This window comes from Gracilimonas sp., from assembly GCF_040218225.1.
Classification (GTDB): domain Bacteria; phylum Bacteroidota; class Rhodothermia; order Balneolales; family Balneolaceae; genus Gracilimonas.
The window spans coordinates 321,930-343,322 of sequence record NZ_JAVJQO010000008.1 but is presented as its reverse complement, the minus strand read 5'-3'; the positions used below and the strand labels follow the sequence as shown (position 1 = coordinate 343,322).

Annotated in this window: 22 protein-coding genes; 12 read left to right on the top strand and 10 right to left on the bottom strand. The window is 39.8% G+C overall.

Going from position 1 to position 21,393, the window contains the following annotated elements:
- The first annotated feature begins 33 nt into the window (after positions 1-33).
- The 5 genes from RIB15_RS12825 to RIB15_RS12805 all read left to right on the top strand — a co-directional run bounded on the left by RIB15_RS12825 (position 34) and on the right by RIB15_RS12805 (position 5,321).
- Positions 34-711 carry a hypothetical protein gene (locus tag RIB15_RS12825; RefSeq protein ID WP_350202563.1) on the top strand — a complete coding sequence of 226 codons (678 nt, stop codon included), beginning with the start codon at positions 34-36 and terminating at the stop codon, positions 709-711.
- 75 nt (positions 712-786) lie between these two features.
- The gene (locus RIB15_RS12820; RefSeq protein WP_350202562.1) at positions 787-1,509 is read left to right on the top strand and encodes an NAD(P)-dependent oxidoreductase; all 723 of its coding nucleotides are present in this window, start codon (positions 787-789) and stop codon (positions 1,507-1,509) included.
- 299 nt (positions 1,510-1,808) lie between these two features.
- Positions 1,809-3,224, top strand: coding sequence for a tagaturonate reductase (locus RIB15_RS12815; RefSeq protein ID WP_350202561.1), 1,416 nt, complete (start codon positions 1,809-1,811; stop codon positions 3,222-3,224).
- Positions 3,225-3,226: 2 nt separating this feature from the next.
- Complete coding sequence (locus RIB15_RS12810) at positions 3,227-4,888, top strand: UxaA family hydrolase (RefSeq protein WP_350202560.1); 1,662 nt, start codon at positions 3,227-3,229, stop codon at positions 4,886-4,888.
- A 16-nt stretch (positions 4,889-4,904) separates the two neighbouring features.
- Entirely contained in the window at positions 4,905-5,321 is a 417-nt protein-coding gene (locus RIB15_RS12805; protein WP_350202559.1) for a cupin domain-containing protein, read from the top strand.
- A gap of 1 nt (position 5,322) precedes the next feature.
- Here the strand turns inward: RIB15_RS12805 and RIB15_RS12800 are convergent, their stop codons facing one another.
- Positions 5,323-6,387, bottom strand: a complete 1,065-nt coding sequence (locus tag RIB15_RS12800; RefSeq protein WP_350202558.1) for an alanine racemase — start codon at positions 6,385-6,387, stop codon at positions 5,323-5,325.
- Positions 6,388-6,392: 5 nt separating this feature from the next.
- Entirely contained in the window at positions 6,393-7,235 is an 843-nt protein-coding gene (locus tag RIB15_RS12795) for a 5'-nucleotidase, lipoprotein e(P4) family (protein WP_350202557.1), read from the bottom strand.
- Positions 7,236-7,348: 113 nt separating this feature from the next.
- On the opposite strand from RIB15_RS12795, the gene RIB15_RS12790 reads away from it, so the two are divergent.
- The 6 genes from RIB15_RS12790 (at position 7,349) to RIB15_RS12765 (ending at position 11,680) form a co-directional block, all read left to right on the top strand.
- Entirely contained in the window at positions 7,349-7,804 is a 456-nt protein-coding gene (locus tag RIB15_RS12790; protein WP_350202556.1) for an ATP-dependent zinc protease family protein, read from the top strand.
- 3 nt (positions 7,805-7,807) lie between these two features.
- Positions 7,808-8,731 carry a 30S ribosomal protein S6--L-glutamate ligase gene (rimK, locus tag RIB15_RS12785; RefSeq protein ID WP_350202555.1) on the top strand — a complete coding sequence of 308 codons (924 nt, stop codon included), beginning with the start codon at positions 7,808-7,810 and terminating at the stop codon, positions 8,729-8,731.
- Positions 8,724-9,668: a succinylglutamate desuccinylase/aspartoacylase family protein gene (locus tag RIB15_RS12780; RefSeq protein ID WP_350202554.1), complete on the top strand. Its 945-nt coding sequence runs from the start codon at positions 8,724-8,726 to the stop codon at positions 9,666-9,668. The genes rimK and RIB15_RS12780 overlap by 8 nt, the downstream gene beginning before the upstream one ends.
- A 12-nt stretch (positions 9,669-9,680) precedes the next feature.
- The gene (locus RIB15_RS12775) at positions 9,681-10,028 is read left to right on the top strand and encodes a DUF952 domain-containing protein (protein ID WP_350202553.1); all 348 of its coding nucleotides are present in this window, start codon (positions 9,681-9,683) and stop codon (positions 10,026-10,028) included.
- Positions 10,025-10,915: a diacylglycerol/lipid kinase family protein gene (locus RIB15_RS12770; RefSeq protein ID WP_350202552.1), complete on the top strand. Its 891-nt coding sequence runs from the start codon at positions 10,025-10,027 to the stop codon at positions 10,913-10,915. The genes RIB15_RS12775 and RIB15_RS12770 overlap by 4 nt, the downstream gene beginning before the upstream one ends.
- A gap of 81 nt (positions 10,916-10,996) precedes the next feature.
- The gene (locus RIB15_RS12765) at positions 10,997-11,680 is read left to right on the top strand and encodes an energy transducer TonB (RefSeq protein WP_350202551.1); all 684 of its coding nucleotides are present in this window, start codon (positions 10,997-10,999) and stop codon (positions 11,678-11,680) included.
- A 63-nt stretch (positions 11,681-11,743) separates the two neighbouring features.
- On the opposite strand, the gene RIB15_RS12760 is transcribed toward RIB15_RS12765, so the two are convergent.
- The 6 genes from RIB15_RS12760 to der form a co-directional block, all read right to left on the bottom strand.
- Entirely contained in the window at positions 11,744-12,112 is a 369-nt protein-coding gene (locus RIB15_RS12760; protein ID WP_350202550.1) for a response regulator, read from the bottom strand.
- Positions 12,113-12,322: 210 nt separating this feature from the next.
- Entirely contained in the window at positions 12,323-12,778 is a 456-nt protein-coding gene (locus RIB15_RS12755; protein ID WP_350202549.1) for a redoxin domain-containing protein, read from the bottom strand.
- A 10-nt stretch (positions 12,779-12,788) separates the two neighbouring features.
- Positions 12,789-13,391, bottom strand: coding sequence for a hypothetical protein (locus RIB15_RS12750; protein ID WP_350202548.1), 603 nt, complete (start codon positions 13,389-13,391; stop codon positions 12,789-12,791).
- Positions 13,391-13,921, bottom strand: coding sequence for a hypothetical protein (locus RIB15_RS12745; protein ID WP_350202547.1), 531 nt, complete (start codon positions 13,919-13,921; stop codon positions 13,391-13,393). The genes RIB15_RS12750 and RIB15_RS12745 overlap by 1 nt, the downstream gene beginning before the upstream one ends.
- Before the next feature lie 13 nt (positions 13,922-13,934).
- The gene (locus RIB15_RS12740; protein WP_350202546.1) at positions 13,935-14,624 is read right to left on the bottom strand and encodes a NuoI/complex I 23 kDa subunit family protein; all 690 of its coding nucleotides are present in this window, start codon (positions 14,622-14,624) and stop codon (positions 13,935-13,937) included.
- 89 nt (positions 14,625-14,713) lie between these two features.
- Entirely contained in the window at positions 14,714-16,024 is a 1,311-nt protein-coding gene (gene der, locus RIB15_RS12735; RefSeq protein WP_350202545.1) for a ribosome biogenesis GTPase Der, read from the bottom strand.
- A 66-nt stretch (positions 16,025-16,090) separates the two neighbouring features.
- On the opposite strand from der, the gene RIB15_RS12730 reads away from it, so the two are divergent.
- On the top strand, positions 16,091-16,336 hold the full coding sequence (locus RIB15_RS12730; RefSeq protein WP_350202544.1) for a hypothetical protein: 246 nt from the start codon (positions 16,091-16,093) through the stop codon (positions 16,334-16,336).
- Positions 16,337-16,339: 3 nt separating this feature from the next.
- Here the strand turns inward: RIB15_RS12730 and RIB15_RS12725 are convergent, their stop codons facing one another.
- Together RIB15_RS12725 and RIB15_RS12720 are read right to left on the bottom strand one after the other, a co-directional pair.
- Positions 16,340-19,270 carry a BamA/TamA family outer membrane protein gene (locus RIB15_RS12725; protein ID WP_350202543.1) on the bottom strand — a complete coding sequence of 977 codons (2,931 nt, stop codon included), beginning with the start codon at positions 19,268-19,270 and terminating at the stop codon, positions 16,340-16,342.
- Between the two features lie 42 nt (positions 19,271-19,312).
- A complete protein-coding gene (locus RIB15_RS12720; RefSeq protein ID WP_350202542.1) occupies positions 19,313-21,331 on the bottom strand; it encodes an ATP-dependent helicase in 2,019 nt (672 codons plus the stop codon).
- Between the last annotated feature and the right edge of the window lie 62 nt (positions 21,332-21,393).

Here is a 21,393-nt window from a genome sequence, read left to right as displayed (position 1 = left end):
TAAAGGGAAACTAAAAATATAATGGGGATAAATATGCGTCTCAATAAAACTACTGGTGTTTTAATCACCACTCTTTGCCTGTTAATGCCGGGTTCATATTTCGTGAAGGCCCAGAATTCGATTAACTCAATTGAAAATGAAAGTGTAGCAGCTGTCATTCAGAATGCATTTGATAAGAATGCTGAAATGGCTGAAAAACTTATAGAAGTATATCACGCTACTAAACGATTTCAGGATGTGGAAGTAGCGCTGAAAGAAGGATATGTAAGAGATCCGTTTAATATTTGTGACACAGGCCCGATGATGGGATGGCCTGAATTTACCGGAGCAATGGGGGTTCACTACGTTCGACCTGATTTACTGGGGCTTGTGCCCGGAACCGAACGTGTCGATGGAAATGGCCTTCATACGGACTTCAACAATCCGGCTATTTTGATCTATGAACCTATGGAGGACGGCTCTATGAAGTTAGTAGCCATTGAGAACCTGGTTTTCCAGAAAGGATGGCATGATGCAGGTAATGAAGCTCGTCCTGACTTTATGGGTATCGACTATTTTTCTATGGTCGACAATCCCGAAACTGAACCCGATGAAGCCCATAAGTTTGAACCTCATTATGACCTCCATATGTGGCTGTATAAAGAAAATGAGCACGGACTCTTTATGCCGTTTAATCCATCGGTAAGCTGTGAATATCATGTTGATGATTAATAGTAGTGGCGGAGGTAATTAAACCTTTTCGAGGTTCCTGCGTAGGCAGCCGTTTCTATCACACAAAAGGAATACATGAGTAAAGCATTAGTCTTAGGCGCCAGCGGGGCCACCGGTCGGTTATTGGTGAAATTGTTGCTGGACAAAGGGGTACAGGTAATCGCTTTAGTCCGGAATGCGGGATCTCTCGCTAATATCATAGATTCCAATGGGCAATTAGATATTGTGGAAGCGGAAATATCAACCATACCGGATCAGGAGTTAGCGAAATTACTTGCCGGGTGCACTTCTGTATTTTCGTGCCTGGGCCATAATATAAGCTTCAAGGGTATATATGGACATCCCCGTCGGTTAGTGACCGATGCGGTTGCTAAAGTGGCCAGAGCTGTGGAGCTGGTTCAGACAGATCACCCGATCAAAATGGTTTTGATGAACACCACCGGCAACAGCAATCGGGATATACCGGAAAAGCCACCGTTTTCTCAAAGACTGGTTGTTGCCTTATTGCGGCTCATTCTGCCACCTCATGTGGATAATGAACAGGCAGCAGATTTCCTTCGAGTCCAGATTGGTCAGGATAACCATAAGCTGGAGTGGGTGGTAGTACGTCCCGATGGCCTGATTGATGAAGAGCAAGTCAGTGACTATAAGATCTATGCCTCGCCAATAAGAAATCCTATTTTTGATGCTGGAAAAACCAGTCGCGTCAATGTTGCTGATTTTATGTCTGAGCTGGTTTTAGATTCTGATCTTTGGGAAAAATGGAAAGGGAAAATGCCCGTCATTTATAATATATAATGATAATTCACTCGCTCAATCTATCGCATTTCTTAGCAGTTGTAGTTTAAGCACCTCCCTATATTGCTTTAAAGGCTACTTCTTGGTTTACCGACAAATAAATTAAGATGATTTTTCATTTTCAAATCTTTACTTTGGGCTTACTTAATCGGTAACTTAAAATTTGTAATCCAGCAAAAAACTTGACCACCCATAAATATGAGTACAGTATTTCTCGTATTTCATTTTGTTGATTTCGCAGATTTTTCAGAAGCCGCATATCGTCAATACATTGTTCGGCTATCATATAATTATAGATCATGAATAGATTAAAAAGAGATCAAAAGGATCACGGAAATCCTTTAAAAGTAATACAGTTTGGTGAGGGTAATTTTCTACGGGCTTTTATAAACTGGATGATCGACATCCTGAACGAAAAAAATCATTTCAATGGTAGTGTAGCTATCGTGCAACCGATCGAAAGAGGAATGGTTAGCTATCTGAAAGAACAGGATGGTTTATATCATCATTTACGACAGGGCATTGAAAATGGAAAAACAATTGATGAAGTCAGAAAGATTGAATGTGTATCGTCGGCTATAAATCCCTTTGAAGAACTTGATACTTATTTTGGCCTAGCTGAGGAAGAAGGAGTAGAGCTGGTAGTTTCGAATACAACCGAGGCGGGAATTGAGTTTGATGCCAGCGACATCCCTCAAAATGGAGACCTTGCTGAAACTTTTCCCGGTAAATTAACTCAGCTTCTGAAACGCCGCTATGATCATTTTAACGGAGATCCCGAAAAAGGTCTCGCAATAATACCTTGCGAGTTAATTGAAAAAAATGGTGACAAGCTCAAGGAATGCATTCTCAAATATGTTGATGTTTGGAATCTGGGCGACGAATTTAAGAACTGGATTGATCAAAACTGCTCGTTTGCGAATACGTTGGTCGATAGAATCGTCCCTGGTTACCCAAAAGAAGAAATAGAGTCCATAAAAGAACGTATTGGCTATGATGATAATCTGGTGGTAAAGTCGGAGGCTTTTCACCTTTTTGTAGTTCAGGCTCCGGATAAAGTAAAAAAGCTTTTCCCAGCACAAGCAGCCGGTTTAAATGTGAAGTTTGTTGAAGACATCACACCATTTAGAACCCAGAAGGTCAGAATCCTGAATGGCGCCCATACTTCGATGGTTCAGATTGGTTTGCTAAGCGGACTAGAAACCGTAAAAGAAGCCATCGAAGATGAGGTGGTTGGTGAGATGATGAACAGGATAATATTTGATGAAATCGTACCTACCATAAAAATTCCCGGTGAAGACCCTAAAGAGTTTGCAGAAGAAATCATTTCCCGGTTTAAAAATCCTTTTATACGGCATGAATTGATGGATATTTCACTGAACTCCGTTTCCAAGTATAAAGTAAGGGTCCTTCCAACAGTGTTGGATTACCTGAAGCTGAAAGGAGAACTTCCAAAGAGACTGGTATTTGCTCTTGCTTGCCTGATTGAGCTTTATCAGAAACGGACGAGCGAGCTAAATGATGATGAGCAAAACCTGGAATTCTTTTTTAAAAGAAAATCAGCGTCTCCTGAAGAGCTGGTTGATGATGCTTTGAGTAATATCGAAATGTGGGATCAGGACCTTACAAAAGTTGAAGGAATGAAAGAATTGGTCCTCGAGTACTTTAAAAACATCCAGAAGCATGGAATGCCTAAAGCAATACAACAAATTTAATTATGATTGAAGCAATAACCATTCATGAAAATGACGATCTGGCTGTTGCCCTTTCTGATATTCCAAAAGGAATGATAGTCTCTGTAAATGGGGAAGAGGTAACAGTTAAAGACTTTATCAAAGCCAAGCATAAATTTGCTTTGAAGGATTTTGAGCCCGAAGACCAGATGCATATGTATAATGTAACTGTAGGTCGGGCAAAGTATGCTATTAAAAAAGGCGAGGCTATTACTACTGAAAATGTATCTCATACATCAGATGATTTTAGTATCGAAAACCGGAAACAAATTTCGTGGGATAAACCCGATGTTTCTAAATGGGAGGATGTGACCTTTGACGGCTACCACAGGGAAGATGGTCAGGTTGGTACGGCTAACTACTGGCTGGTTTTCCCATTGGTTTTTTGTGAGAACCGAAATATTGAAACCATAAAAAAAGCATTTAATAAAGCACTCGGCTTTGAAAAACCTGATCCATACGTAAGCATGGTTAGCAAGCTGGTGGATCGCTATGAGAATAATCAGCTTAATGGTAGTGGAAACGGCCTGGATATTGATATTGAACCGGAGCAGCCAAAGCCAACTCCTCAAAAAAGAGTATTCGAGAATATCGATGGAATCAGGTTTTTAACTCATCAGGGAGGCTGTGGAGGAATACGCCAAGATTCAGAAACTTTGTGCAGACTGTTATCCGGATATATAAACAATCCAAATGTAGCTGGTGCTACAGTATTGAGTCTGGGATGCCAGAACGCTCAAATTACCATGTTCAGGGATGCCTTGAAATCAATTAATCCTGATCTGAAAAAACCTGTTGTTATACTAGACCAACAGGCTACCGGAACCGAAGAAAAGCTCATAAAGAATTCAATTACGAAAACCTTTATGGAACTGGTGGAAGTCAATAAACAAACACGGAAGCCGGCTCCATTAAGTAAACTCACCATAGGTTTGGAATGTGGTGGTTCCGATGGATTCTCTGGAATTTCCGCAAACCCAGCCATTGGATACACCAGTGATTTAATTGTAGCGCTGGGAGGTAAGGCTATTTTATCTGAATTTCCTGAACTATGTGGCGTTGAGCAAGAGCTCATAAACCGAATGGAGACCGACGAGATGGCGGAAAAGTTCGTCGACATTATGAGAAGATTTGAGCAATCTGCAATAGATGCCGGCTCGGGTTTTGATATGAACCCTTCTCCAGGCAACATTAAAGATGGTTTAATAACGGATGCCATGAAATCGGCCGGAGCGGCTAAAAAAGGCGGAACATCCAGGATTCAGGATGTACTTGATTATACCGAATACGCTCATAAACCGGGTTTAAACCTGCTTTGTACACCTGGAAATGATGTTGAGTCTACTACCGGACTCGCTGGTTCTGGCGCCAATGTAATCTTGTTTACAACCGGGCTTGGAACACCAACCGGAAATCCTATTGCTCCTGTATTGAAATTATCTTCTAACTCAGCTTTAGCCAAAAAAATGCCGGATATCATAGATATTGATACAGGCCCGGTTATAAAGGGTGAAAAAACCATTGAACAGATGGGAGCTGAGATACTGGACTATATTATCGAGATTGCAAGTGGTAAAAAAACTGCTAAATCTATGGATCTCGAACAATATGATTTCATACCATGGAAAAGAGGCGTTTCTCTTTAAAAAAACTGAGGCATAGATGAAAATCACACTAACGCTTTTATTAATACTGCTAAATTTTCCCTTGCTGGCTCAGGAAAATCAACAATCATTCACCATAGAAAATGCGGTGTCTGAATTCAATCTGGAAGAAATAGATTCTACCGGGGTTGGATATCAGTTCTGGTTTGTAGATAAAAAATTCCTGGATGGCCGTACACTTAAAATGAGTGTGGTGGAACCTCATAAAGCAACCCATGAGCCTCATTCACACGAGGAAGATGAATTCTTTTTTGTTTTGGAAGGAACTGCTGAGTTTTACCTCAATGGGGAAACAACCGTTGTGAAACCCTATGCCAGTTTTTACTGCCCACCCAACAGCATGCACGGTATTCGTAACGTTGGAGACACAGAACTTAAGTACCTGGTCATTAAAAAATATCTCAACGTGGATTAATTCAGTTTATACCATTCATATGGTCCAGAACCTGACCTTCTTTGGTATGATATTCACGCATTAAATCAGCCGTAAGGCAGGAGTGAATAGGAAATATCTGAATGGTTTCCCCTATGTTCAGTTTGTCAAACACATCAGCACTGCATTGAATAATCCCGTGTTCCTGTGAAAGGCTCTTCACGTATGTCTCTTCCGAAAGATATTTCAGCATAGGTTCACCAAAGCTCTGGTAATCATCTATATGAACGGAATCTTTAGAAAAATGGACGGCTCCTCCATGAATTAGTACTTGGTTCCGGTCTGCAAACTTTTCTATAACCGGGCATTCCATATACACTGCGATTTCATTAGGAGAACAAGAGCCAATTTGAACCTGCATCCAGTCATAGAACACAAAATTGCCGGGACTTATCTGCTCAGCAGGGCCAAACTCTTCCAATGTACTACAGGAAGGCGTGTCGCCATAGCAAATGGGTAATTTTGGAAAGTGAGATTTAAGTGCTTCCAATTTCTGCAGGACTTGTCTTCCTTTTTTCTCTATTTCCTCTCTGGATCTCGATTTGTAGGTATGTCCTGCATGGCAATAAAATCCAGCAGGGTAGCAATGTTCAGATTCTTCAATGACATTCACTAAAGAACGGATTCGGGTTATATCAGAGACAGGAATCCCGCTTCTTCCATAATCAGGGTCAATTTCGATATAAAGTCCTAGTTCTGCATCCAGTTTTTCATCCAGCTTCTTAACTACTTCTTCTGAAAGAACAAGTGTTTTTAAAGATATTCTCTTTGCAATTCTATTATAATATTCATGAGCTAACACATTGGCAGGGAATGCAATAGTTATATCATCCCAATCATCACTTAGGAAGTATTCTGCCATTTTTATGGATGAAACTGTGATGCCGGTAACATCAAACTCCCGGAAAATTTCTCCAATAGCTTTAGATTGGTGAGTTTTAAAATGAGGGCGTAATTCAACTCCTGCTTTTTTTGCCTTGGAAGACATTTGCGAGATATTAGACCTGACAATATCCAGGTCAACAAATAGGGTAGGAAACGGCTGCATCAATATCAGTTTTTGGAGTCCAATTTTTTTCTGAGAATAGTATTTCTTTCTGATTCACTCAAGCCTTCTTCAAAGTCAAAAATAGCTTGTTCCCACGATCCATAAACAGGGTTAGGAAGGATGAACCATCGGCGGCCAAAGTACTCACTGTATTTTTCAGTTAAATCAGCTCGTTTTTTTTGGCTGATGTCTTTAGCCGGAAGAAAATCATTTAAATCATCCCCAATAATCATAACCACTCGATAATTTTCCTCAACCTGTTTTCTTCGTTCAGTTTTAGAGGAATTCCAGCCTGGTTCTTCACCATTTGTCATGATGTTATCTATGGAATTTGAAACAGGAAATCCTTCTTCAATCAGGTTTTTACGTGTAGCTTCTTCGACTTCATATCCGCGGTTAGTGATATAAAAAATAGTGACACCACGCTCTGCAGCAAAGTTTGTAAACTCAACAGCTCCCGGAATCGCACTTGCTTTTGCTTGCTTACACCAAGCATTCCAATCCTCTATATTAAAATCTTTCCCTTGTTTAATCATACGGGCCTGGAAGGGAGAATTATCTAGAACAGTCTCATCCACATCCAGAATAATAGCAGGAGGCAGGGACATGAAATTATCATCCTGTTCCTGATTCAGAGACGCTGTCCAGAATGAATCTTCCAATGGAAGGGGGAGTGTTCTTACCGCCGTGGCATATGTTTGTAAGGCGAGGGCATCATATTCGGCTGAGTTTTGAACCCAGAGAGTGGACTGTAGTGTAGCATCATTTTGAATATTAATATTCTGAGTAGAGCTACAGGAAACAAATGTGATGGCAGATAAAAGGATACCAACTTTTAAGTAATGCATACCAATGATTTTCTTTTGACTTTTCACCTAAGATAGGAAATCAAAAGAAGAGCTAAACAATTTTAAGAAGGAAATGTGATAAGCAGTATAAAACCTGTATTTTTGGGAATCCTATGAACACATCAAACCAAAAAATTATTGGTCGTATTGAACTGGTAAATTTACCAGAGTGGAATTTTACCGATTTGGAAGCAAAGATTGACACCGGTGCTTTCACTTCAAGTCTTCATTGCCATCATATAGAGCCATTTACAAAAGACGGTAAGTCCTGGATTAGATTTTATATGCTCGATCCTGATCACGATGCTTATAATGAGCAAATGCTTGAAATGCCTCTTCATGATCAGCGTGAAGTAAAGAGCTCGAACGGAGAAACTGAACTGCGCTTCTTTATTCAAACCAAAATTGAGTTTTTTAACTCTCTTTATACCATCGAATTCTCTCTTACAGATCGTTCTGCTATGAAATATCCCTTATTGATAGGGAGAAAATTTCTTAGAAAAGGTCCTTTTATTGTTGATGTGACAAACAAAAATCTTTCAAAGAATATAAAGACCAAGGAGTCTTAAATAATGAAATTAGGAATTCTTTCCAGAAACAAATCACTTTATTCTACTTCTCGGTTGGTTGAAGCAGCTGAAGAAAAGGGACATGATGTTGAAGTTATTGATCACCTCAAATGTGATATTGTTATTGAGCAGGATAATCCCAAAATATACTATAAGAGTAACCGGATTGATTATCTGGATGCAATCATTCCCCGAATAGGTGCATCAGTGACTTTTTATGGAGCTGCTGTTGTTCGGCAGTTTGAAATGATGGAGGTATTTAGCGCGGTCCATTCTCAAGCTCTGGTGCGTTCCAGGGATAAACTGAGAAGCCTTCAGTTGTTGGCCAGTTCCGGAGTTGGATTACCAAAAACAGTATTTACCAACTACTCTAAAGAGGTGAAGAAGTTAATTGAATCGGTTGGGGGCGCTCCGCTTATTGTTAAGTTACTGGAAGGTACACAGGGACATGGTGTGGTTCTGGGGCCTACAAAGAAAGCTGCGGAATCTATTATCGAAGCTTTTCATGCAATGAAAGCCCGGGTAATTGTTCAAGAGTTTGTTTCAGAGTCTAAAGGAGCAGATATCAGGGCTTTTGTTGTGGATGGAAAAGTAATTGGCGCAATGAAACGGCAGGGAAAAGAAGGGGAGTTCCGTTCAAACCTGCACCAGGGTGGTAGCGGTACACTTATCAAGCTTTCTAAGAGTGAAAAGGAAGCGGCCCTGACGGCTGCCAGAGCTATGGATCTTCAAATTGCAGGAGTTGATATGTTGCAATCTGACCGCGGGCCATTAATTTTAGAAGTAAATTCTTCTCCAGGGCTTGAGGGCATTGAAAAGACAACAAAGAAAGATATTGCTTCCGCTATCATCGGTTATATAGAAAAAGCTGTGGAAGAACGGAAGCAAAATCCTGCACGCAAGAAAAAAGCGAAAAAACATGCCTGATTTTATAACGATTAATAAGCAAAAAATCGGGCTTGGGGAACAAAGAATTGTCAACCTGAATATAGCCAGGCTGCCCACTTACACGAGTATTGACTTACCTGTACTGGTTTATCGGGCGCCCAAAGATGGCCCCGTATTATTGCTTACAGGTGGGCTTCATGGGGATGAAGTTAATGGTGTTGAAATAGTACGCCGGATGATTGAACGTGATATCGTTATTCCCGAAAAAGGAACTGTTATCGCCATTCCTATTGTAAACATTTATGGTTTCATACAGAATTCCAGAGGGTTACCGGATGGAAAAGATATTAACCGAAGCTTTCCTGGTGCTAAAGGCGGATCACTGGCCAAGTTACTGGCACATACATTAATGAAAGAGATCATTCCGGAAGTTGATTGCGGAATTGATTTCCATACAGGAGGTTCGGCAAGAGCAAACTATCCACAAATACGATGCTCATTTAAAATCAAAAAGGCGAAAGAGCTGGCAAAGGCTATGGGTGCTCCGGTGATGATGCATTCTTCGCTGATATCCAAGTCTTTTCGAAGTGCAGCCCATAAAAAGGGAAAAGAAATCCTGGTGTACGAAACCGGAGAATCACTTCGGTACGACGAAACCGGAATTGAAGAAGGCATAGACGGCACCCAAAGACTTATGAAACATCTAGGCATGATTAAAAGTGCTCCTGATCCTAATGAGACCAAAGTTTTTAATAACTCCACGTGGATCAGAACTAAAAATGCAGGACTTTTCATCACAAAAGCTGAACTTGGCGAGATATTCAATAGACGTCAGGTACTTGGGTCAATTAAGGATCCTTATGGAGAACTTAATTCCCGTGTGGTTGCTCCTCAGGATGGAATGGTAATTGGTCTAAATAACTGTCCTGTAGTAAATAAGGGCGATGCTCTTATTCATTTCGCATATAACAAATAAAAAAATATTACCTTGGAAATAGACTTATTATTTACCGCGATTAAACCGGCTGACTGGAAAAGTGTATCTGATAATGGAAGTTTTAGTCCTGATTCTGTTGAGGAGGCTGGTTATGTTCGTTCTTTTACTGGCGAGCGGGCAGAAGATATCCTTAATCATTACTTCAAAGGAGAAGAAAAAGTGATGCTGATCGTGCTTGATCCGCTTCGAATTCAATCTCCCATAAAGCATATCACTGAAGATGGATTCAAATTTATCGCTATTCAGGGAGCGGTCTCAATTGATGCCATTATTGATAAAATAAAACTCCATTCCGATAAAAAGGGAAAGTTTTCTCTTAACGTTAAGCATTTCGATTGAGCAATCAGCATTCATATTGTTTTATTATCAATTGCGCATCCAATGCTAACCGGGCTGAGGCCTTCTTCAGAAGTAAAGAGAAGTTTCTCACTGGTAAATTTTTGAATACAGAATTCATTTATATCAGTGAAGGCGATTCCATTGTTGATATAGTAAAAGAAAAGGCACAAGAGTACTCGCATATTATTGCGTGTGGCGGAGATGGAACTGTCAACCGGGTGGCCAATGGATTAGTTGGTAGTGAATGCATACTTGGTGTTATTCCTCTTGGCAGTGGAAATGATTTTGCTCAGAGTATAGGCTTGGGAAAAGATTTTGAGAAGAATGTGAATACACTTCTTAAGGGAAAAGTTGTTCGAACAGACCTGGTTAAAAGTAATTGGGGATTTTTTTTGAATACTTTTGGAATCGGTGTAGATGGCCTCACAAATTACTATGCTTCAAAATCACGATTCAAGAGTGGTTTTATGCGCTATTTTTTGGGTGGATTGACCGCTTTGTTGACATCCAAGCCCGTTAGAACCAAAATTTCAATTCCGGATCAAAATATAGAAGTTGAACTGTCAGTTTGGATGGTGGCAGTAGCCAATGGGAAATCTGAAGGAGGGAGGTATATAATTTCTCCTTCATCTGTTAATCATGATGGAAAAGTTGAACTCATACTAGTGAGAGCTGTCTCCAGGCTTCGTCTGATTATCGAGTTCTTAAAGCTATCGTTTGGTTTTTCTTTTAAGAAGAATGTTATTATTGAATTTTCTATGACATCAGCTGCAAAAATTAAGACCTACAAAAAGTTAAAATCTCACGCAGACGGCGAACAGGTATCAGAATCAGCTGATTTTTTCTTTGAGGTTTACAAGGGGGAATTACCTGTCATAATAGCTTAAAAAAATTCAGAAAAGCGCTTCATTAAATCTTCACGATTTCGGAGTACTCTTAATTAACTTCTAAATTTAAAGGAGGAAATTATGAGAGGTCCGGTAAAAATAATCGATCGCAAGAATGATCTGAAACAAGGATATTTAGTCCGTCTGGAAATAGGTTTTGTACTATCCTTACTGATATTTATTTCCGCTTCAAAACTTAACATCAGACCTTCCGATAAGGGAGAGCAAATTGTTATAGATAAGCAGGAAGAAGTATTTGTAGAAGAGATCGTGCAAACTAAACAAGAACTTAAAGCACCACCGCCACCGCGTCCGGTTGTACCTGTTGAAGTGCCAAATGATGAAATTATTGACAATGAAATCATCGATTTGGATGCTGAACTTGATTTGGATGCGGCTATGATGGAATTACCGCCGCCACCACCCAGAATGATTGAAGAGGAAGAAGAAGAGGAAATCTTCGTAGTGGTTGAGCAAATGCCTGAACTTATTGGTGGTCTAGCTTCTGTGCAAAAACATATTACTTATCCTGAAATGGCTTTAAAAGCTGGAATTGAAGGTCGCGTAGTCGTTCAATTTCTAATTGACAAGGAAGGTAATGTTCAAGATCCTATTGTAGTTCGCGGAATTGGAGGTGGTTGTGACGAAGAAGCTCTCAAAGCAGTTCAAAAAGTTAAATTTATTCCAGGAAGGCAAAGAGGAAAACCAGTGGTTGTTCGATACAGTATGCCAGTAACATTCAAATTGCAACAAACTGAAAGCTAACGCAATTACCGGATAATCATAGAATTGTAAATAGGAATAGGAAAGAGTTCTGGGCTAAAATGTTCAGGACTCTTTTTCTGCAAGTCGGTTAATTGTACTTTTAAGCTCATCGAAACTAACAGGTTTGATGAGATAGTCCACAAAATCTGTTGCCTTTGCCCGGTCACGATTCATAGGGTCAGAGTTACCCGTGATATAGATAACCGGAACGTTATTTGACTTTTCACGAAGGGCAATCATAGCATCGATTCCATCAACGTCATCTTCGAGCATGATGTCCATCAAAACAAGGTCTGGATTCAGAGCATCAATTCTTTCAATGGCTTCCTGACCTTTGGTAATAATTTCCATGACCTCATAGTCCAGTCGTTCTATCATTTTTGAGAGTAACAAGGAAAGGACTTTGTCGTCTTCTACAATAATTATTTTCATACTGAGCAAAGATACTTTATTTCTATTAACCAACCATCATATAATTTCAAGGTAAGAAGTTATTTAAGTTTGGTAAAATTATAATAGCATAACTTTCCTATAATTTATATTATGTAAAGTAATATGTATTTAAGTTAATACAATCTCTCCTCCCTATACTAATATTGGTTCTATATAAACTGAGTAAGTTAGTATCTAATGCTTTTAGCTTTAGTCCAGACTTGCCAGGACTTCCTGAACTTTGGAAAGGTTTGGTATCTTGCCTGAGTCCTCAAGAATTTCTTGATGAACTACTATTCCCTTTTTATTAATTACAAATACTGAGCGTTTCGATACGCCTTTCATTCCAAAGTAATCTTCGTATAGAGAATTATACAGTGCGCTTACTTCCTTGTTGAAGTCGCTAAGAAGCTTAAAGTTTAAGTTATTGGCTTCCTTGAAAGCTCTTAGAGTAAAAAAGCTATCAATGCTAATAGCTAATACTTCTGCATCTAAGGAATTATAGATTTTAAGATTATCTCTTGTGGAGCAAAGTTCTTTTGTACAAACACCGCTAAATGCTAATGGGAAAAAAAGCAGAACCACATTTTTTTCGCCTTTGTAGTCCTCAAGTGTAACGTCTTCGTTATTGGTGTCTTTGAGGGTGAAATTTGAGGCTTTTTCCATTTATGTATTTTTAGTTGTTGAATTCTTCGCTCTTGATAAATCTATATGTCATAAAAAGAATTCCCACAGTTAGTAAAATTTCAGATATCCATATTAACTCCGGAGCTGTTCGATTGAATATCAGCCAATACCCCAAATATGATATTCCTATGCTGGATAAACCGATAATATAATATCTTCTTCTACGCTTTCTAGCCTGATTTAAGGTAAATACTAAAACGGTTACTGCCAGAGCTCCGCCCTGGTATATAGCGTTAATCAGATCTTTGATAACTATTGAATCGATAATCAGCGGAAAAAAGAAGAAACTCACAAACGGTAACGCAGTCAGATATACCGGAAATCGTGCAAATATCGGTTTAGACTCCCTTATAAGTACTAATAATCCGCTTATATAGATGGTAACAGAGATTAGTTTTCCCCACTGGAAAAGGTTTATTACCACATCAACCTGGAAAAGATCAAGCAAATATGGAATAGAGATGAATAAAGCAGAGAGACTAAAATAAAGTTCTAATAATGTTCTGCGCTGTATAAAACGCTTCAGTAAGAGAACACATACTACTCCAAATGAAGATGATACAACTAAATCAATCCATTTAGCTGGTTCCATCAGCTTTCAGGATTTCTGCTTTCCAGCTCCCGCTGCACTTGTTTGCTGTTTTGATAAGTTAGAACGAGATCAGCAATTTCTTTCAATGTGGCTCGCTCTTTACGAACCATTTGATTGGCGAATTCATATAGAGAAATACTTTGTCTACCCTTGTTAATCTCTCTCTCCCAATCAATTAGGTTAATGTTCTTAATAAGATTTAAGATAGCGACCCGATGTTTTGAGATTTTATAAAGTAACTTTTGAATGTCTTTTGTAAGATCATCGTCCACCTCAAAAGTCTCTTCAGGATCGGCGTACGCATTAAGGTTTATTGGGCGAACACTTTTGAAGGCATCTTCTATCACTTCTCTGTAGTAATTCTGCTGGGCGTGATCCAAAAACAGAAGAATTTCTGCTATGGACCTTCCCCCTGGAGGGGTTTCATCATAAGGGACGGAATCTATTACGTATTTAAGTGCTTCAGCCTCATGTTCAAGGTAAGCTACATCATCGATAAGAGAATCAATTTGGCTTTGCTTTATATCCATCTTATAAGAGTAATTAGGTGTTCCAGCTGGAAGAAGCCGGGGTTGAATCATTTTTTTCTTGCTGCTCAATCATGTCAACCAAAGACAATCCCGTATTCCAGTCTTTATCCCTGTCTCTTACGGAGTGAATGTTATTCTCTTCCTGGAAATCCCAGAATGAACCAAACTGACGGTTTCTATACTTTTTGAGGTACTCAAGACGATCAGCTACATCCTCTTTCGGCACCAATAAACGCTCTTTATCATAAATAGCGTCTTCTCGTGATTCGAATACTATATCATAGTCTTTACTCATAACAATGGCTTCTTCAGGACAAACCTCCTCACAATAACCACAATAAATGCATCGAAGCATATTGATCTCGAAGAAATCCGGGTATCTCTCCTTCTCATCCTCTGTTTCTTTTGCCTGCATACTGATGGCAAGCGGCGGACAAGCTCGTGCACACAATCCACATGCAACACAACGTTCCTTGTTATGGTCTTCAACTAAAACGGGTCGGCCGCGGAAAATTGCGGGCGGATCCCATTTTTCTTCCGGATAATTAAGGGTAAATGTAGGCTGAAACATTTGTTTAAAGGAATACCACATTCCTTTAAATATCTCAGGCAGATACAGTTTTTCAAGAAAATTGAGCTTTCGCTCATTCTTATAATTATCGCTTAATGCGTTTACTGTAGGTTTTTCGAGATTCTTAGCCATTCAATTCGAATCGTTTTCGTGTCTGTATTAGCACTCAAAAATAAACCTTTGTTGGGTTAGCATCAAAGTTATTTCTGAGCTTTTCTATTTTATTTTTGGCGGAAAATCATGGTAATCGGAACGCCAATAAATCCAAAACGTTCCCTTATTTTATTTTCTATGTATTTACGGTAGTTAGGCGGCAAATCATGTGGACTGTTCATAAAAAACTTAAACACCGGCGGATCGCTTTTTACCTGTGTCGCATATGTAATCTTTAACTGCCGTCCTCTTTTCATTGGTAACGGCTTCTCTCCTAGCATCTGGTCCAAAAAGTCATTGAATTCCGATGTTGGGATTTCTTTTCTTCGTTCATTGATTACTTCATTTGCAACATCCAAAACCCGGTGAATTCTTGTCTTATTAAGTGCAGAAATTGTCACAATAGGCACATAATAAAGTTGTGGTACTGAAGTATAGATATAATCCTCAAAATCGCGGACGGTGTTGGTGTCCTTTTCAGGAACTAAATCCCATTTATTTAGCACTATAACCAGTCCTTTATTGAACTTTTCAGCCTCTCGGATTACCCGTTTATCCTGAGCATCAAAGCCCTGCATAGCATCTACAATCAGAATTGCAATATCACATTCACGGATGGCTCTGTCGGTTCTGATCGTACTATAGAATTCGATATTCTCTTTTACTTTAGTGCGTTTTCTAAGGCCGGCAGTATCCACTAATAGATACTCTTTCCCATCATACTGTAAACTACTGTTTATAGAATCACGGGTGGTTCCGGCGATGTCGGTTACGATTGCACGTTCATCGTCAAGTAAAGCATTAAAAAGGCTGCTTTTGCCAACATTGGGCCGGCCAATAAAAGCCAGTTTCGGGGTATCATTTTCCGGTTCAGGCTCAGTCTCTTCTGGTAATAGTTCCACAACCCGATCCAATAAATCTCCGGTTCCGGTTCCGTTGATCGAGCTTACCGCAAATAAATCCTCAAAACCTAATTCATAGAATTCTGTGGAATTCATTCTGCGCTCTTCATTATCGGCTTTGTTGCTTACAAGAAGTACAGGCTTATCCTGTTGTCGTAACAGATTAGCTACCGACTTGTCCAGGGTATTAATCCCATTGGTTACATCTACAACAAAAAGAATCACATCTGATTCCTCGAGCGCAATATGAACCTGTTCACGTATACCTACCACCATCACATTCATTTCGTTTGGCAGGTATCCTCCGGTATCAATAACGGTAAAATCACGGCCGTTCCAGAACGACTCACCGTAGTGACGGTCACGTGTTACACCATACTCATCGTGAACAATTGCTTTACGGGTTCCGATTAGCCGATTAAATAATGTGGATTTACCAACGTTAGGGCGTCCTACAATGGAAACTACTGGGAGCATTTTAAGTCTTAGATTCTTAGATTGAACAAGCAATAAAGGTACGCATTATTCAGCACTATATTAACTATGCTACAAAGCTTTTATGACAACCTCGGCTTCTTCGGCGCGTTCTTCATCGCGTTCTTTCTATTCATCTTTTTTATTTTTTGGATTGCTGGCATCGCCGGCATTTCTCTGCCCTATGACGGAGGCCGTAAAAAAGGTAAAGACTGGCAGGTTATTTTAGCTGTTCTATTTCCACCCTATCCTGTTATATGGTTGATTGTGGATATGTATCTTCAGCGAAAATATATGCGTGAAGAGGAAAAATAATTTTCAAAAAGGTATTGCTGCCTGAACCCGGTAGTATAAATCAGACTGGGCATTTGTGAATGCCTTTTGGGCTGGTTGAGCCAGACCAACACTATGCGATATGTTTATTCCAAAAATAGATACTTCGTTCTTCAGTTCTGTCCCTGCTCCCCATCTATATATGGTACCTGTTTCGCCAGACGTTGATTTTGCGTTCCAAACCATTCCGGCATCGGTAAAGATATTTAAACTTACTCCCCCAAATCGGAGAAGCCCGAGTATTTGTGTTTGCAAGGACTGTATTAATGGAATTCTATATTCCAAACTACCAAAAGCCACATGTTTACCTGTCACAAACTCACGGTAACCTCTTACCCGCTCATTATCACCAAAGAACTGCAGAGGAATATTATCAGGCAAATGGATGCTTATATTGTCGTACTTCGAAAATCCAATGTAATTTTGAGGCAAGTTGTTACCCCATTGTGATTGGAGTCTTCCCTGCAGGAAAAACCGGTTCAGCCCAAAGAATGGTTGTATAGTGTAACCATGAATATCACTTGTAAGGGTTCGTGTATCGGAACCAAGAATTTTTTCAGATCCTGTTAAGCTTAACTTCAGTCCTGATCCATCTAAAGGATGAAAAGAGTTATCTTTCCATGGACGCTGTTTCGTTATTTGCCAGCTGAGCTGAAGGTCAGCAATTGTTGCATTTTGAGGTGCCGAAAGATTTGGGATTGAAGCGAGCCGGTTTTCTCCCATAGGATCTGTTGAATATCGTCTCAGCCTGGCAGACCAACTGCTTGTTTGATAGGATCCCGAGAACATATCCAACGGCCAATAGATCGAAATATCTCCGCCTGAGTACTCCTCAACTAAGAATTCATCTCCATAAAATTGACCGTTTCCTGGAATATTATAGACAGAAAAAGTTAGCGTGGGATATAGCTGATTGTTGATATAGGATACAGCACCAAATGATTTGATGAATGGATCAGGGATAGAAAACCATCCCCCGCCAGATATTGTATGTTTAGCAAGAGGCTCGGTCCAGTTTGTGGTTGCGAACAATCCCCAATCCTCAGAATCTGAATAATAAGGAAAGCCAAAGCTGGCAACGTGAGTAAGGTTTTTTAATGAATGGTAGGAATACCGGTTGCTAATCAATTCTGGGTCCGGTTCTATTTTGGAAGGAATTTGGGCTGGCGGTGTGGAATACCTCCAGCTTCCATATTCCTCAGGAATAGTTAGTTCAGGTTGATAAACCTTACGGGATGCAGAAACAAAATAAATATGATCCTCTATTCTTGTCTCAGACGCACCAATTATCAAGTGCTCCTCACCTGTAGAATCAAAATCTGATATCCACCCAAAAACCTCGCTTCCGGTAAACAAGTTAGTGAACCGGGATTCTACACCGGATCTAAAATCATAAATAAAAACGTTTGGTACCTCGTCTCTCAAAGAAACATAAGCTATTTTGCTGCCATCGGGACTCAGAGTTGCTTTCCGGTTATCTATATTTCCTGAATCCAGGATTCTTTCTGAACCTGTATCAGGGTTAATCAGGATGAGATTTCGATCTCCACCTTTTCCAAATCTATGAATAAGCCAGCTGTTCTCACTTTCTACCCAAAGCGGCCAAAGGAGCTGAACATCTCCGGAAAAACGGGTGATCCGCTTCTCTTCTTTTGTCTCAAGATTCAGCGTAAATAAATTTCCAGTGCCCTCTTCATTAGCAATATATCCGATTTCATTTTCTGATGGGCCGGATACAGGAAATTTGGCTTTTCGGTTATAGGTAACCTGTGTCTCTTTTCTTTTTTTGTAATCGTACTTAAAAATATCATTCACAAGAGATGAGTTCCGCCCTCTTACTATTCGCGAATAAATCAGTGTATTTTTATTCAGCCAATTTAGATCAGAGTTAATCCCTCCCTCACTAATTAAGGTACTTTCTCTGGAAGAATCTGTATTGGCAACATATAATCTGCGCACAGGACGCGACATTGAAGTCAAAGACAATACTGCCAAGAGACTATCATCAGGGCTTACAGCGGCATCAAAATAGAACTGACCTGGAAAAGAAAATTTATTTGAATAGAGTGAATCGGTCCGTTCCATTTGAGAGGCCACGGTGTTATAATAGACGTTGACATGTTTACGCCATTCATCATAAAAAGTACTGTAACCTCCGTCAATGGTTTCTTCAAAGGCTTTTTCAAAATCGTGATAGCTGAACAAGCCAAATAATTTTTTTCGAAATTTGAGAAGACTAGCGAGCGTTGTATCACCATATTGCTCGGCAAAATAGCGCAATTGTGAATTTCCTAAGGCGTATAGAAGTCGACCATTCTCTAACGATTGGCCTCCGCTGAAATCTAAATCATCATCAAATATAGCTTTTCGAAGCCATCGGTCACCACGCTGGGAATCCCATTTCTCAGTTTCATATTGAGCCAACCCTTCTGTCCAAAAACTTGGCAATGGGTTTGCAAACGTATATTGAAGTAATCCCAAGGGAGATTTTACCGCTTCAAAATGGAAAATATGAGCTAGCTCATGAGCTATTACTTTACGAAGCCATTTCTCCCGTCCGGTCCAGATTTCACTATAATCATTAAGGTTAACCCAAATATTTGTGTATGGCCGGGTAAATGGAACAGCAAAACCGTTATTTACTTCATCTTCATCAGAAAGGTAAATGCGGATCTTTTGATCAAATTCTACTTCCAGGTTTTTTGAAAGTGCATCGTAGGTTTTCTCAGCAATGGCTGCCGCTTCAACCTCAATACCTTTAATCCTGTCAGGATACATGATTAGAAAGTGTGCTGTCTCAGCAACCTGCCAGTCCAGTTCTGGATGATTTCTTCCACTAGTCGAATTAAATCCTTGTCCAACTAATAACTGAGTGGATAAAACAAAGGTGATGAATAGAATAGACTTTTTAAACAAAGATCGATGGTTGTGTTATAAATTCAGCCTGAAATACGGAAATTAATCTGTCAATTGCTGTTGATTCCCATCCGACAGCTGCTGTTGCTCTTCTTCAACCAGTTTCCATTCTTCTACTAAATCGTTGTTCATTTCTTTAATGAAGCGGGAAGGTTGTGTAAAATAATCACCATAGGCTGACTGAGCTAAAACCGGATAGCTGAAATACAACATCTCTTTGGCCCGGGTGGTAGCTACATATAACAGCCTTAATTCTTCATCCAATTGCTCCTCGTCTTCCACCGAATACGCAGATGGAATAATTCCATCCAGGCATTGTATGATGAATACATGCTTCCATTCCAATCCTTTAGCAGAATGAATGGTACTGAGTATCAAAGGTGGCTCTTCCTTGGTTTTTTGTTCGGTGTCTACGGCCGTTGCTGTGATTGGATCCAGAGCCAGTTCTTCCAGCATTTTTGGCAAAGATGCGAAGCTATCAGAAACGTTAATGAAAGCTTCTAAGTCTTTAAGGCGCTTAGGGTAGTCATCATATCGGTCTTTGCAAAAGTCCCGATAGTATCCCACTATTAATTCAACCACTTTGGAAACAGAATGATCGTTGTCTTTAAGCTCCACGAGCAATTTACTAAGCACTTTTAATTGCTCAATGTAAGATTGACTTGTTGTATCAGACAGATCCAAACGGTAGGGATTTTTGGCTAATCTAATCCATTCAAATAAGTCCTGAGCAGTCTTTGGTCCTATTCCATCCAATAACATCAGCACTCTATTCCAGGCAATAGTGTCCATTGGGTTCACCAAAACTCTGACATGAGCCAAGACATCCTTTATGTGAGCTGCTTCAGTGAATTTTTGTCCTCCATATTTAACAAAAGGAATGTTCTTTCGATTTAGCTCTACTTCAAGATCAAAAGAATCACGCCCGTTCCGGAATAATACGGCCATCTCATTTAACTCCATTCCCTGCTCTCTCATCTGGAGAACCGCCTGGGTTATAAAACGGCTTTGATCGTGTTCACTTGAAGATTGTACAAGTGCAGGAAGTTCACCATTCTTTATTTCTGAATAGAGCTCCTTATCAAACTTGAAATTCGCTTGTTTTAAGAGGTTATTCGCTACATCAAGAATCTGTGGGGTTGATCGATAGTTTTCTTCCAGCTTGATTAATTTAGTACCCTCAAAGCGCTCAGGAAAATCCATAATATTTTGATGGTCTGCCCCTCTGAATGAATAAATACTCTGGGCATCATCTCCTACTGCCATCACATTACCATGAACGCTCGAAAACAGCTCAGTGAGTTCGGCCTGAAGTTTGTTGGTATCCTGGAATTCATCAACCATAACAAACTCATTATTGGAAGCAACCTTAACCCGTATATCATCATGCTGCTTAAGAAGTTGCCGCGTTTTTATGAGAAGATCATCAAAGTCCATAACAAAGTTCTTTTCCTTATAATCCTGATATGCCAATGCTACCTTTTCGATCTTCTCTTCCTGCTCTAAAAACTGCGGGTACTGCTCTTGCAAAACCACTCTCAAATCAAGGTGTTTGTTTATGCATGTGCTGATAATATTCAGAAGAGTATTTTTGTTAGGAAATCTTTTCTTCTTTTTGTGAAGTTTAAGCTCTGTTCTCACAAACTGAATGACTTCTAATGCATCAGCTGTATCTATGATAGTGAAATTGGATGGGTATCCGATTACGTCAGCATGACGATGAAGGAGTAAGCTACAGTAAAAATGAAAGGTCCCTCCTTGTACCTGCCTGCAACGCTCGTCAAGGATATAGCTGGCTCTGTTCAGCATCTCTTTTGCAGCCCGTCGTGTAAAGGTGAGCAATAGAATATTGGAAGGCTTTACTCCACTTTCTACCAGCCTGGCTACCCTATGAACCAAGGTTCTTGTTTTACCTGTTCCAGCCCCGGCAACCACTAAAGCAGGCCCTTTTTCATGAAATACAGCATCCAACTGCTGCTTATTCAACAGATCAGCATAAGGAATAGAGTAATCTTCCGGCCTTTTTCTGGGCTCTTCTTTCTGTAGTACAAATTTTTTCATGCTTTAAGATAGTAATCTGAATGTATATGTAAAAATTATGTATTCGTTGTTGACTATATCAT

Bases quoted from the DNA above. Each gene is read 5' to 3' on its own strand.
- RIB15_RS12780 (WP_350202554.1), top strand. From the start codon at position 8,724: ATGCCTGATTTTATAACGATTAATAAGCAAAAAATCGGGCTTGGGGAA.
- RIB15_RS12810 (WP_350202560.1), top strand. From the start codon at position 3,227: ATGATTGAAGCAATAACCATTCATGAAAATGACGATCTGGCTGTTGCC.
- RIB15_RS12745 (WP_350202547.1), bottom strand. From the start codon at position 13,921: ATGGATATAAAGCAAAGCCAAATTGATTCTCTTATCGATGATGTAGCT.
- RIB15_RS12755 (WP_350202549.1), bottom strand. From the start codon at position 12,778: ATGGAAAAAGCCTCAAATTTCACCCTCAAAGACACCAATAACGAAGAC.
- RIB15_RS12800 (WP_350202558.1), bottom strand. From the start codon at position 6,387: ATGCAGCCGTTTCCTACCCTATTTGTTGACCTGGATATTGTCAGGTCT.
- RIB15_RS12795 (WP_350202557.1), bottom strand. From the start codon at position 7,235: ATGCATTACTTAAAAGTTGGTATCCTTTTATCTGCCATCACATTTGTT.
- RIB15_RS12720 (WP_350202542.1), bottom strand. From the start codon at position 21,331: ATGAAAAAATTTGTACTACAGAAAGAAGAGCCCAGAAAAAGGCCGGAA.
- rimK (WP_350202555.1), top strand. From the start codon at position 7,808: ATGAAATTAGGAATTCTTTCCAGAAACAAATCACTTTATTCTACTTCT.
- RIB15_RS12730 (WP_350202544.1), top strand. From the start codon at position 16,091: ATGCTACAAAGCTTTTATGACAACCTCGGCTTCTTCGGCGCGTTCTTC.
- RIB15_RS12790 (WP_350202556.1), top strand. From the start codon at position 7,349: ATGAACACATCAAACCAAAAAATTATTGGTCGTATTGAACTGGTAAAT.
- RIB15_RS12765 (WP_350202551.1), top strand. From the start codon at position 10,997: ATGAGAGGTCCGGTAAAAATAATCGATCGCAAGAATGATCTGAAACAA.
- RIB15_RS12820 (WP_350202562.1), top strand. From the start codon at position 787: ATGAGTAAAGCATTAGTCTTAGGCGCCAGCGGGGCCACCGGTCGGTTA.
- RIB15_RS12740 (WP_350202546.1), bottom strand. From the start codon at position 14,624: ATGGCTAAGAATCTCGAAAAACCTACAGTAAACGCATTAAGCGATAAT.
- RIB15_RS12750 (WP_350202548.1), bottom strand. From the start codon at position 13,391: ATGGAACCAGCTAAATGGATTGATTTAGTTGTATCATCTTCATTTGGA.
- RIB15_RS12760 (WP_350202550.1), bottom strand. From the start codon at position 12,112: ATGAAAATAATTATTGTAGAAGACGACAAAGTCCTTTCCTTGTTACTC.
- RIB15_RS12805 (WP_350202559.1), top strand. From the start codon at position 4,905: ATGAAAATCACACTAACGCTTTTATTAATACTGCTAAATTTTCCCTTG.
- der (WP_350202545.1), bottom strand. From the start codon at position 16,024: ATGCTCCCAGTAGTTTCCATTGTAGGACGCCCTAACGTTGGTAAATCC.
- RIB15_RS12825 (WP_350202563.1), top strand. From the start codon at position 34: ATGCGTCTCAATAAAACTACTGGTGTTTTAATCACCACTCTTTGCCTG.
- RIB15_RS12815 (WP_350202561.1), top strand. From the start codon at position 1,809: ATGAATAGATTAAAAAGAGATCAAAAGGATCACGGAAATCCTTTAAAA.